Source organism: Robertkochia aurantiaca (assembly GCF_020166495.1).
In the GTDB taxonomy this organism is placed as follows: Bacteria; Bacteroidota; Bacteroidia; order Flavobacteriales; family Flavobacteriaceae; genus Robertkochia; species Robertkochia aurantiaca.
Genome location: NZ_JAINZS010000005.1, coordinates 417,416 through 430,400 on the forward strand (window position 1 = coordinate 417,416; position 12,985 = coordinate 430,400).

Consider the following 12,985-nt stretch of genomic DNA (forward strand, 5'->3'; position numbering starts at 1 on the left):
CTTAAATTGAGCGTCGAAGAACTAAAATGAAGCGTCCCGTTTTCAGTGTTGTTCTGAGCCCAGCCAGAGGTAAAGGCCAACGCCACAGGCTCAGAACAACCTCACACAACGCTTCATAGCTAGACCGTTACATACAAGTTTCCTAGCCTTCTACAATATTTAAGTACCCAATAGATGCATAAAGCAAGAATAAAACAAAAGCTTTATAGATGGTTTGATCATAAACGCTTCGATTGGTAAGTATTACCATCCAATTATATACAAGTTGAACATCTATTCCTCTTAAAGCTTCTTGGGTAGGATGAAATCAGAACTTTTTTAAAGACATAAAAGAGTTGATAAATCTAATTTGACTTTACACCTGAGAAGTATACAATCGTGAAACCAGTATGTAACAACGTGTATAAGCCATTGCTCGGCTCTTACAAATTTCGAAAATAATCCTTAGATTAGACCAATCGTAAATGTTGAGCCTGGCGTTTCAGTGGCTCAAGCTACCAGCCGCCAAAGGCCACCACGCAGCTTGATCCACCCACCCGCAACCGCTCATACACCAACCGTTATGTGTCATGTAAAGAAATAGTCCCTCCAGGACTTTTTTTTTGGTCGCCTAAAGGGTATCGATGTTTAACAGGTGTTCCGAAAATGGCCAAGGCCTCCCCTGCCCTGCAGCAATAAGTCCCCAAAGCGACCTCACTCTTGCTGGAGAAAATTTGTCGCTTTGCGGCGGTGTGTTTGCCATGGCCTGGGCCATGCAGCCATGAAAAAGGCACGCCACATAACAAAGAGCTATAAAGCATTGCTACATCCTACACCGTTTAGAAAATATTCTTAAATTGAACGTCGAAGAACTAACATGAAGCGTCCCGTATTCACTGTTCTTCTGAGCCTCGCCAGAGGTAAAGGCCCACGCCACAGGCTCAGAACAACCTCACACAACGCTTCATAGCTAGACCGTTGTACACTATACGAAAATGACATTCCGTAAAGTAATTATAATTGTAGTTTTAATTTTAGTTTCCTGTAAGAGTTCCAATTTGGAAACTCAAATTGGACTGCAAGAATTAGAATTAAGTAAGGGTAAGTTTCCAAAGCAAATTGGTTACGTTAACGATTTTGAAGAAATTTTTACCAAGAAAGAAATTCAATTTCTGGAAAATTTACTTGAGTATTATAAAACTACAATGAACCATGACATTGCGGTTATTACAATAGATTCAATCCCAAAAGATTTGGAATTTAACCAATTTGCAATTGAACTTTCTGATAACTGGAAAGTTGGTAGTAACAATAACGGGAATGGCCTTACCGTGGTTTTAAGCAAGAGCTTAAAAAGAATAAGAATAACAACAACTGATAGAACAAGAGAACTTTTTTTGTCTGACGAATTTTGTAAAAAAGTTATTGATGAGTACATGATTCCTGAATTCAAAAATCAAAATTATTATGATGGAGTCCTTCTTGGTTTAAATGAGTTAATAAAAAAATGGACCTAAAGTACAGTGTACAACATCGTGTATAAGCCATTGCTCGGTTCTTACAAGTTTCGAAAATATTCCCTAGATTAGACCAATCGCAAAAGTTGAGCCTGGCATTACAGTGGCTCAAGCTCGGCCAGAGGTAAAGGCCCGCTCGCAGCTTGATCCACTCACCCACAACGGCTCATACACCGACCGTTAGGCATAATTTGTAATGGCTGATTTACAAACAAAATCATGGATCTTTTTAGCAATCGCATTTTCCTCTAAAATTGAGCTGGCAAATGTCAAAGCTATTTCCGATGCTGCAGATTATATTAATCATTCCATCCCTACCCAAGAAGAAATGCAATCTTCTATAAATTGGCTAATTGATAAAAAGCTGATAACGGGTAATCAAAATAAATATGGCCTAACAGAAACCGGTAAAAAGCTTTACTCCAATGCATCAAATAAAGGAAATACGATAATTTACATTTTGAATCAAATAGAAAAGAATATTCAAAACTATGCCTAACATCGTGTATAAGCCATTGCTTGGTTCTTACAAGTTTCGAAAATATTCCTTAGATTAGACAAATCGTAAAAGTTGAGCCTGGCGTTTCAGTGGCTCAAGCTTCCAACCGCCAAAGGCCACCACGCAGCTTGATCCACCCACCCGCAACGGCTCATACACCAACCGTTAGCAGTAATTTTAAATGAACATATCCACAACTTTCATCTTACTCTTCTTGTGTCTTAGTTTCGGTATCTTTCAAGTTGAACCTGAATTTAAAATCTCCACAGAAAAGAAGAAAAAGAGTAATCTCAGTTTAAAAGAAGAATATTCTAAAGTAAAAAATGCTCCCTTTTTTGAAGATGAAAACTATACGGTAAAAAGAACAAATTCTGGCGAATGGGGCTCATCACTGTGGTTTAAAAATAAAGAAACTGGAATAACATATTCCTGTGAAAGTCAGCTCTATCCAAGAGAAATCAATAAACTAAACCAAAATTATTATGTGACTGCGGTGAATTGGAACCTAGATTGGAGCTCAGAGATATTTGAAATTAAAGACCCAGAAGATATGGAAGTCTTCAAAAAGCCCTCTCCTAGAAATCCAGTTTATTTTATTGATGAAGATTTAGAACTTGATTCAATTGAATTAGATTCAAATATTCCTAGATATTTCCCTGGTGATCTTGAATCTAAATCAAAAAAGGGAACAAGAAGAATTATTTATGCCAGCGAAACCAGAGTGATCACTTCTTTCATTTATAAAAATAGTTTATACCATATTATTTTAAGGAATAAAAAGATTCAACTGGCAGAAATAAAGAATGAAACTTTTCAATCAATACATACTCTGTTTGATAATAAAGATTTCAGATACGATGTACTTGAGAGTAATAACGGTGAAAAATATATTCTTTTTGAAAACCAAAATAGAGAAGGTCACATTCAGATTAAACAAAATAAAATAATCATTCATACGTAAAACTACTGCTAACAACAGCTATAAAGCATTGCTGCATCCTACACCGTTTAGAAAATATTCTTAAATTGAGCGTCGAAGAACTAACATGAAGCGTACCGTATTCAGTGTTGTTCTGAGCCCAGCCAGAGGTAAAGGCCAACGCCACAGGCTCACAACAACCTCACACAACGCTTCATAGCTAGACCGTTGTAATGCATTTAAACCAAACTGAATTTGCTGGATAAATTAATTCTTAAAGATTCTCTGGAATTTAATGGAACTAAATCTGAGTTGAAAGAATTGATTCGGATTAAAAGAGACCGTGGATTTCGTTTGGAATGGATTGATGATTCGACATTCAAGTTTATATCAGAATCTTCTCTTGGAACACTAATCGTAAACTACTTTCCCGTTGAGGGAATAAAAGGGTTTGCTAAGATGACTGAACTGGAAAACGGAAAAACAATTGTGGAGATGTGGACAAAAATCCGAATCGAATTGTATTTTTTCTTAGTCAATTCAATAATACTTATAGCGATTGGACTTTTTTCAAATGAATCGTGGCCCGCATGGACTTTTGCACTTTTCCCTCTTGGACTTTTATGGTTTTGGTGGGTTTATCGAATTCAGGAAAAAGGACTTTTCAAAAAGCTCAGAATCTACCTTAAAGAATACAACAACAATGTCCAGAATTGAAAAATTTATTAAGGAATAAAAGAGGAATATTCAATGCTGAGAGCTGGCCTTAAAATCTTTATTAAGATTGTACTTTTCATAAGTCTCATTCTGCTTTTAATAATAGTCTTGAATGGTTATGGTGCATTGCATTACCCATTTTAACTGCGGGTTTGATTTTCCGTAAGATTTGGCAAAAATAAAAACGCATTACAACAACGTGTATAAGCCATTGCTCGGTACCTAAAAATTTCGAAAATATTCCCTAGATTAGACACGCCGTAAAAGATGAGCCTGCCGTTCCAGTGGCTCAAGCTACCAGCCGCCAAAGGCCACCACGCAGCTTGATCCACCCACCCGCAACGGCTCATACACCAACCGTTAGCCACCATTTAGAAAAATCATGACAGGAGGAGCTGGATTTTCCCGCGATGCAATGAATCGCACCAAACAAAACCGTAGTTTAATCACCAAGAGCAGAGAAAAGCTTTCAAGGGCAAGATCTAATAAAAATTTAATTCAAGGTGGTACCTACCCCATCAAAGATCCAGAAAAAGCAAAACAAATAATTGAAAAGTCAATTAAAGAAAGAAAGGCTCAAAACAAGAAATTAATCATCTTCGCTTCGATTGTAATTTTAATCCTGCTCTTGGCCATTATAAAAATAAACGTTGGCTAACAACGTGTATAAGCCATAGCTAGATTCCTACAAGCTTAGAATATTTTCATTACATTAGACCAAACGTAAAAATTGAGCCTGGCGTTCCAGTGGCTCAAGCTACCAACCGCCAAAGGCCACCACACAGCTTGATCCACCCACCCGCAACGGCTCATACACCAACCGTTACATACAAGTTTCCTAGCCTTCTACAATATTTAAGTACTCAATAAATGCATAAAGCAAGAATAAAACAAAAGCTTTATACATGGTTCGATCATAAACGCTTCGATTGGTAAGTATTACCACCCAATAATATACAAGTTGAACATCTATTTCTCTTAAAGCTTCTTGGGCAGGGTGAAATCAGAACTTTTTAAAGGCATAAAAGAGTTGATAAATCTAATTTGACTTTACACCTGAGAAGTATACAATCGTGAAACCAGTATGTAACAACGTGTATAAGCCATTGCTCGGCTCTTACAAGTTTCGAAAATATTCCCTAGATTAGACCAATCGTAAAAAGTTGAGCCTGGCAATTCAGTGGCTCAAGCTCCCAGCCGCCAAAGGCCACCACCAGCTTGATCCACTCACCCGCAACGGCTCATACACCAACCGTTACATACAAGTTTCCTAGCCTTCTACAATATTTAAGTACCCAATAGATGCATAAAGCAAGAATAAAACAAAAGCTTTATAGATGGTTTGATCATAAACGCTTCGATTGGTAAGTATTACCATCCAATTATATACAAGTTGAACATCTATTCCTCTTAAAGCTTCTTGGGTAGGGTGAAATCAGAACTTTTTTAAAGGCATAAAAGAGTTGATAAATCTAATTTGACTTTACACCTGAGAAGTATACAATCGTGAAACCAGTATGTAACAACGTGTATAAGCCATAGCTTAAATCCTACAAGTTTCGAAAATATTCCCTAGATTAGACAAATCGTTAAAGTTGAGCCTGGCGTTTCAGTGGCTCAAGCTTTCAGCCGCCAAAGGCCACCACACAGCTTGATCCACTCACCCGCAACGGCTCATACACCAACCGTTAGCGGTAATTTCGAAGAGCATGATCAAGAGCAAATTCAAACTCCAATACATCCCATGGTTTTTATTAATGGTAGTTTTACTAATAATTTTCTATCTCGGGTTAGCTGAAAGAATTTACTCTTTGATTTATGAAGAAATTGACATAACAACTTCATTGATTAGTCTATTCTTCCTTTTAATTTTCCTCATAATTCTAGGTGTTTTAAAAGAATTTAAATACATCAAAGTCCATATGAACAGTCAAAAATTGATTTGGTTCTCAATTCTAGCCCCATTTGGTAAAACAATCAATCTCAAAAATTATGTAGGTGTAATGAAAATAACTGAATACAGCCTATCAGGAGAAACTACTTCGCTTTATTTAATCGACAAAGAATGGAGAACTGCGGGAAAAATTAACGGCCAATTTTATTCCAATTTTAATGAACTAATGGCTGGGATAGATTTGGAAGAGGTTAAGAATAAAAACCATGGCTTTATCAACTACCTAAAACTTTTATATTCTGGCCGAATGAAAATAAAACCATGATTATAAGCTTAAAGTGAAACCTACCGCTAACAACGTGTATAAGCCATAGCTTGATTCCTACAAGCTTAGAATATTTTCATTACATTAGACCAATCGTAAATGTTGAGCCTGGCGTTTCAGGGGCTCAAGCTACCAACCGCCAAAGGCCACCACACAGCTTGATCCACTCACCCGCAACGGCTCATACACCAACCGTTATCTGTAACTTAAACAAACCTAATCTATAGATGCAAAAATCTACTTTTATTACTGTATTATCCTGGATATTCATTGTGCTATCAGGATTTGCCTCACTGATAAGTGTTATTCAAAATATAATTTATCACTTCTTGATTAAAAATGAATTCAACTCGGAAGCCTCACTAAATTCAGACACTTCATTTGAAAATTTTTTCTTTTCAAACTTCGGTCTCATCCTCACAATTACGCTTGTTTTAATAGTCTATTCTTTCATCAGTTCCATTGGTTTATTGAAGAGAAAAAATTGGGCTCGAATTTCTATTATTGGCTTACTAGCTCTAGCTGTAGCTTATAACTTTTATTCTTTTATTTCATTCTATTCACTCAATGAAATATTTGACATTCGAAATCTGGATTCATTTGCACGTGCGTTTATGATTTTAAGCTTAATACTCATCATTGGCTTATGTAGCCTTTTTGTTTGGATCATATTTAAATTAAACTCTAAAAAAATTAAAGCAGAATTTCAGTCTGAATGACAAAAGCTACAGATAACATCGTGTATAAGCCATTGCTCGGTTCTTACAAGTTTCGAAAATAATCCCTAGATTAGACCATTCGTAAAAGTTGAGCCTGGCAATTCAGTGGCTCAAGCTCCCAGCCGCCAAAGGCCAACACGCAGCTTGATCCACTCACCCGCAACGGCTCATACACCAACCGTTAGCCTTAATAAGGATGAAAAAAATAATTGAAGAAATTAATAGTTATGAAATTACGGTTGTGGTTGTTATCATCACAATAATAGGTTTAACCTATTGGACAATGTCCGCTCCGGGTATTAATGCCGCAGCACAAGCGGGATTTATAAACCTGTTATCTCCAACTTTTTTCGGTATACTTACCTTGATTGCCTATTTTATCTCTTTTAAATATACTGTCAAATACAGATGGGTAATAACACTATTAGGCACAGCAATTAATTTTTATTACGCTTATCAAATTTATACTGGAATAATTTAAAGAATCATTAATCGAAAAATTGACATAAAAAGGAACTTACTAAGGCTAACAATGGCTATAAGCCATGGCTTGATTCGTACAAGTTTCGACTATTTACCTATATTTAAAATCAGAACTAAAATTAGCCTGGCAACACAGTGGCTCGAGCCCGGCCGGAGGTAAAGGCCAACGCTCGGCTCGATCCACTCACCCACCACGGCTCATAGCCTGACCGTTGGCTATAATTTTAAAAAAATGAACAAAACGATTATCCTTTTACTTCTATCTGTCGTTAGCTGCTCCTCTCCTACTAACAGAATTACCGAAAAAGACTTAAGAGAATCAAATCCCTCAATGAACTTATTGGATGAAGGTTTTGTTAAAGAAATTTCTGTTAGTTCGGGCTCTGATAAAACCATCATTTATGACATGATTAAAAAAGATGGAAAAGAAATTACTTTAATTCGATACGATCAAGATCTGAATATTGTCCGCAAAGACGTAATGGTAATTAAGCCTGATAAATGGCTTTTAAAAAAACAAGAATTACTGAACAGTAAAAAAGAATTAATGGCTGTGGATATAATAGAGCCTGACGTACTGTCTTTCAATCCACAGGACACTCAATTAACATCTGAGGTAACGTATAGTCCAGGGGAAAATATTTCCGTTTCCATTAAAACGGATGCTCAGATGGTGGGGAAAGAAAAAGTGGAATTTCGAAATAGAAAGGTTGCTTGCATTAAGTATATCGTAGAAACCGATATAAAAATCGAAGACATTGGTAATCAATCGGTATTACAACAAAACCATTTATCAGGTAAAACCTATTTCGGCGATGGTATAGGCTTTATATCAATGAAAAATATGGAAAACGGAAAAGAAGTTAATTACAAAGTTGAGTCTATCCTTTCCATAGAAGAATTCGAAAGAAAACTATAGCCAACACCGTGTATAAGCCATTGCTAGATTCCTACATGTTTCGAAAATATTCCCTAGATTAGACATATCGTAAAAATTGAGCCTGGCGTTTCAGTGACTCAAGCTACCAACCGCCAAAGGCCAACGCTCAGCTTGACCCACCCACCCGCAACGGCTCATACACCAACCGTTACATACAAGTTTCCTAGCCTTCTACAATATTTAAGTACCCAATAGAGGCATAAAGCAAGAATAAAACAAAAGCTTTATACATGGTTTGATCATAAACGCTTCGATTGGTAAGTATTACCACCCAATTATATACAAGTTGAACATCTATTTCTCTTAAAGCTTCTTGGGTAGGGTGAAATCAGAACTTTTTTAAGGCATAAAAGAGTTGATAAATCTAATTTGACTTTACACCTGAGAAGTATACAATCGTGAAACCAGTATGTAACAACGTGTATAAGCCATTGCTCGGTTCTTACAAGTTTCGAAAATAATCCTTAGATTAGTCCAATCGTAAAAGTTGAGCCTGGCATTTCAGTGGCTCAAGCTACCAGCCGCCAAAGGCCAACACGCAGCTTGATCCACTCACCCGCAACGGCTCATACACCAACCGTTATGTGCAATTCTTGTAATCCGTTCTGCTCCAAATGAATCTAATTTATCTGCCTAAGAATTATCTTCTCCTTCACATAGCAATATTTGTGATGCTTTATTTTGGGTTCTTCATTTATATAGTGAGTATGACTTCAAACTTTAGTACAGAAGAAGTCAATCCTTTTCTATTGGCTTTACCCTATATGCTCTTAATCCTTATCTTTCATTACTCCGAATATATCTTTCTATCCTATTTCAGATTTAAACCTAAATCCTTGATACTTGGTATTGATAAAGAGAAAATAACGCTCCCAAAATCTAGTACTACAAAGCATCTATACTTTAAAGATATGTCCAACAGAAAAGTGCAGATTCCAAATTCAAATAAATGGTACAGAAATATTATTTCTAACATAGTAACCTTCAAAAATGGCTGGCTACCCACTGGTTTGATTACTTTTGAGCATGATAACAAAAGCTATCGATTAAAGTTCTTTATAACATCTGAAAAAGAGGCAGTTGAACTTGAGAGCTTATTGGAACAAATATTTAAAGAAAAATAAAATAGAACAGCACATAACATCGTGTATAAGCCATTGCTTGGTTCTTACAAGTTTCGAAAATATTCCCTAGATTAGACCAATCGTAAAAGTTGAGCCTGGCGTTCCAGTGACTCAAGCTTTCAGCCGCCAAAGGCCACCACGCAGCTTGATCCACTCACCCGCAACTGCTCATACACCAACCGTTACCACACATTTTAAGAAAATGAGATTAAATAAAGTCAATAGATTTCTTATAGTAATATTTATTTCTATTCCATTACATGGATTTGGGCAAATTGAAAATAGATGGCAACCGGATAGCATTTATGTTCATCGAAAAGTGAAAAAAATATTTGTCTATCTGAATACGCCAAAGGACTTGTCAGAAATCATCGAATTTGACAGAACTGGAAAAAGAATACGATCAAGAAAATATAGCGCATCATATAACCGGAGAACTCGGAAGTATAAAATTATAGACAAGATCAATTTCTTTGAGTATAACAATAAAAACTTGCTGACTAAAATAGTAGACTCTATTGGTCAAGATTCTATCACTTTTAAATACAATCCAAATGGGGAATTAATTTCTTCAAGAAAGAATTTGGGAAGTTTTATCTATGAAACATCGTTTAGTCATAAACCTCTTGAAGCATTGACAATAAGGAGAAACGATTCTATAATTCTATACCATAAGACTAAAGAATACGACAAAAACTTCTACGTGAAAAGATCCTACGGATATTATCTTGAGCCAAAACTTAAAAAAGTGATTGATACAATTAACGGGATTCCTAATACAACCGCTTACAAAGACTACAAGGATCTGGAAAAATTTCAAGACGACAAGACCATTAGGAATTTCTTCAACGAAAATGGTCAATTAATAAGATCTGAAACCTATTCAATATTTATGAATGATAGAATAAACGAATACCAACTGACGTATAAATATTTTGACAATGGACTTTTGAAAAGTATTAGTGGATACGTGCCAAGATATTTTAAATATGAATTTTGGGAATAAAAAACGTGTGGTAACAATGGCTATAAGCCATGGCTTGATTCGTACAAGTTTAGACTAATTACTTATATTTAAAATCCTAACTAAAATGAGCCTGACAACTCAGTGGCTCGATCCCGGCCAGAGGTAAAGGCCAACGCTCGGCTCGACCCACTCATCCACCACGGCTCATAGCCTTACCGTTACATACAAGTTTCCTAGCCTTCTACAATATTTAAGTACTCAATAAATGCATAAAGCAAGAATAAAACAAAAGCTTTATACATGGTTTGATCATAAACGCTTCGATTGGTAAGTATTACCACCCAATTATATACAAGTTGAACATCTATTTCTCTTAAAGCTTCCTGGGTAGGGTGAAATCAGGACTTTTTTAAAGGCATAAAAGAGTTGATAAATCTAATTTGACTTTACACCTGAGAAGTATACAATCGTGAAACCAGTATGTAACAACGTGTATAAGCCATTGCTTGACTCCTACAAGTTTCGAAAATATTCCCTAGATTAGACAAATAGTTAAAGTTGAGCCTGTCATTCCAGTGGCTCAAGCTACCAACCGCCAAAGGCCAACGCTCAGCTTGATCCACTCACCCGCAACGGCTCATACACTGACCGTTAGGCATAATTTGTAATGGCTGATTTACAAACAAAATCATGGATCTTTTTAGCAATCGCATTTTCCTCTAAAATTGAGCTGGCAAATGTCAAAGCTATTTCCGATGCTGCAGATTATATTAATCATTCCATCCCTACCCAAGAAGAAATGCAATCTTCTATAAATTGGCTAATTGATAAAAAGCTGATAACGGGTAATCAAAATAAATATGGCCTAACAGAAACCGGTAAAAAGCTTTACTCCAATGCATCAAATAAAGGAAATACGATAATTTACATTTTGAATCAAATAGAAAAGAATATTCAAAACTATGCCTAACATCGTGTATAAGCCATTGCTTGGTTCTTACAAGTTTCGAAAATATTCCTTAGATTAGACAAATCGTAAAAGTTGAGCCTGGCGTTTCAGTGGCTCAAGCTTCCAACCGCCAAAGGCCACCACGCAGCTTGATCCACCCACCCGCAACGGCTCATACACCAACCGTTAGCCACCATTTAGAAAAATCATGACAGGAGGAGCTGGATTTTCCCGCGATGCAATGAATCGCACCAAACAAAACCGAAGTTTAATCACCAAGAGCAGAGAAAAGCTTTCAAGGGCTAGATCTAATAAAAATTTAATTCAAGGTGGTACATACCCCATCAAGGATCCAAAAAAAGCAAAACAAATAATTGAAAAGTCAATTAAAGAAAGAAAGGCTCAAAACAAGAAATTAATCATCTTCGCTTCGATTGTAATTTTAATCCTGCTCTTGGCCATTATAAAAATAAACGTTGGCTAACAACGTGTATAAGCCATAGCTAGATTCCTACAAGCTTAGAATATTTTCATTACATTAGACCAAACGTAAAAATTGAGCCTGGCGTTCCAGTGGCTCAAGCTACCAACCGCCAAAGGCCACCACACAGCTTGATCCACCCACCCGCAACGGCTCATACACCAACCGTTATGTGTCATGCAAAGAAATAGTCCCTCCGGGACTTTTTTTAGTCGCCTAAAGGGTCTCGATGTTTAAAAGTCATCCTTAAAATGGCCAAGGCCTCCCCTGCCCTGCAGCAATAAGTCCCCAAAGCGACCTCACTCCTTCTCTAGTAAAAAAATGTCGCTTTGCGGCGGTGTGTTTGCTACGGCCTGGGCCATGCAGCCATGAAAAAGGCACGCCACATAACAAAAAGCTATAAAGCATTGCTGCATCCTACAAGGTTTAGAAAATATTCTTAAATTGAGCGTCGAAGAACTAAAATGAAGCGTCCCGTTTTCAGTGTTGTTCTGAGCCTTGCCAGAGGTAAAGGCCAACGCCACAGGCTCAGAACAACCTCACACAACGCTTCATAGCTAGACCGTTGTAGTGCATTTCAAAACAATCATTGATAATTAAAAGGATAATACTAATAATGGGATTTTTAAGTAGCCTTTTCAGTTTTAGTCAAGGTAATAATCTAATTGAATTGACATCCCAACAAGAAGATGCAGAAGGTTGGCAAGATTTGATTTTCTCAATAACGGAAAAAGAAAAATTAGAAACCGGATTTTGGAGATTGACTTGTAAAGCAAAATACGAAAATCAAATTGTCGGACTAAAAATCATTATCGCTGACGGTTTACCACCAGGAATTGTAAACGAAGAGATTGACCGTACAAGTTTCGCACCTAACGCAGTGGAAATACAATCAATTGGAAAAGAAAGTGATAAACTAATCGAAATCATTTCTAAACTTTATGGTCAACCGAAAACAACTGAGTTTACAAGAGAAAAACTGACTTTTACAGCCTTTCCATTAAATAAAGAAAAGGCTATTTTGGAAAATGGTCGATTTCATTTCAAGCTGTTTTTTGATAAAAACGATGAACGAAATTTATACGCGGAAATATTTCTAAATCCTGACTTAAAAAACGGAACAGTTGAATTGAATGAAAAGGACCAAGAATATCGAGTGAATATGGTAAAACTATTATCCGAGAAAAAATAAAAAACGCACTACAACACTGGCTATAGCTCATGGCTAGGTTCCTACACCAAAAAATAATAAATTCATGAACCCAACCAGGCTTTCCGTCTCCGTCGGATCCAGCATTAAAACTGCCCGCCACGAGCCATAGCCTTACCGTTAGCATTCATGGATAAACTTTGAGGCACCACAAGAACCACATTGAAATGGAAGAATTCATTGGAATAATTATAATTCACACAATCTTTAATTTTATTGGGGCATCATTACGTTGAATCTACGGAAGTATCGTAAGAACAAT

13 protein-coding genes are annotated in these 12,985 nt (G+C 36.5%); all 13 read left to right on the plus strand.

Annotated features, from left to right (window positions below):
* Nucleotides 1-974 precede the first annotated feature (974 nt).
* The 13 genes from K7R10_RS10525 (at nt 975) to K7R10_RS10585 (ending at nt 12,705) form a co-directional block, all read left to right on the plus strand.
* The gene (locus K7R10_RS10525) at nt 975-1,496 is read left to right on the plus strand and encodes a TPM domain-containing protein (protein WP_224484671.1); all 522 of its coding nucleotides are present in this window, start codon (nt 975-977) and stop codon (nt 1,494-1,496) included.
* A gap of 196 nt (nt 1,497-1,692) precedes the next feature.
* A complete protein-coding gene (locus tag K7R10_RS10530) occupies nt 1,693-1,995 on the plus strand; it encodes a hypothetical protein (RefSeq protein ID WP_224484672.1) in 303 nt (100 codons plus the stop codon).
* A 181-nt stretch (nt 1,996-2,176) separates the two neighbouring features.
* Nucleotides 2,177-2,956 carry a hypothetical protein gene (locus K7R10_RS10535; protein ID WP_224484673.1) on the plus strand — a complete coding sequence of 260 codons (780 nt, stop codon included), beginning with the start codon at nt 2,177-2,179 and terminating at the stop codon, nt 2,954-2,956.
* A gap of 213 nt (nt 2,957-3,169) precedes the next feature.
* Nucleotides 3,170-3,631 (plus strand): hypothetical protein, encoded by a 462-nt coding sequence (locus K7R10_RS10540; protein WP_224484674.1) that lies wholly within the window; start codon nt 3,170-3,172, stop codon nt 3,629-3,631.
* 382 nt (nt 3,632-4,013) lie between these two features.
* Nucleotides 4,014-4,289 carry a hypothetical protein gene (locus tag K7R10_RS10545; protein WP_224484675.1) on the plus strand — a complete coding sequence of 92 codons (276 nt, stop codon included), beginning with the start codon at nt 4,014-4,016 and terminating at the stop codon, nt 4,287-4,289.
* 1,051 nt (nt 4,290-5,340) lie between these two features.
* A complete protein-coding gene (locus K7R10_RS10550; RefSeq protein ID WP_224484676.1) occupies nt 5,341-5,850 on the plus strand; it encodes a hypothetical protein in 510 nt (169 codons plus the stop codon).
* Between the two features lie 915 nt (nt 5,851-6,765).
* Nucleotides 6,766-7,050 carry a hypothetical protein gene (locus K7R10_RS10555; RefSeq protein WP_224484677.1) on the plus strand — a complete coding sequence of 95 codons (285 nt, stop codon included), beginning with the start codon at nt 6,766-6,768 and terminating at the stop codon, nt 7,048-7,050.
* A gap of 234 nt (nt 7,051-7,284) precedes the next feature.
* The gene (locus K7R10_RS10560; protein ID WP_224484678.1) at nt 7,285-7,971 is read left to right on the plus strand and encodes a hypothetical protein; all 687 of its coding nucleotides are present in this window, start codon (nt 7,285-7,287) and stop codon (nt 7,969-7,971) included.
* Nucleotides 7,972-8,903: 932 nt separating this feature from the next.
* Complete coding sequence (locus tag K7R10_RS10565) at nt 8,904-9,116, plus strand: hypothetical protein (RefSeq protein WP_224484670.1); 213 nt, start codon at nt 8,904-8,906, stop codon at nt 9,114-9,116.
* Between the two features lie 202 nt (nt 9,117-9,318).
* Complete coding sequence (locus K7R10_RS10570; RefSeq protein WP_224484679.1) at nt 9,319-10,122, plus strand: hypothetical protein; 804 nt, start codon at nt 9,319-9,321, stop codon at nt 10,120-10,122.
* A gap of 628 nt (nt 10,123-10,750) precedes the next feature.
* The gene (locus K7R10_RS10575; protein WP_224484672.1) at nt 10,751-11,053 is read left to right on the plus strand and encodes a hypothetical protein; all 303 of its coding nucleotides are present in this window, start codon (nt 10,751-10,753) and stop codon (nt 11,051-11,053) included.
* Between the two features lie 187 nt (nt 11,054-11,240).
* Nucleotides 11,241-11,516 (plus strand): hypothetical protein, encoded by a 276-nt coding sequence (locus K7R10_RS10580; protein WP_224484680.1) that lies wholly within the window; start codon nt 11,241-11,243, stop codon nt 11,514-11,516.
* 613 nt (nt 11,517-12,129) lie between these two features.
* Nucleotides 12,130-12,705: a hypothetical protein gene (locus tag K7R10_RS10585; RefSeq protein ID WP_224484681.1), complete on the plus strand. Its 576-nt coding sequence runs from the start codon at nt 12,130-12,132 to the stop codon at nt 12,703-12,705.
* Nucleotides 12,706-12,985: the final 280 nt, after the last annotated feature.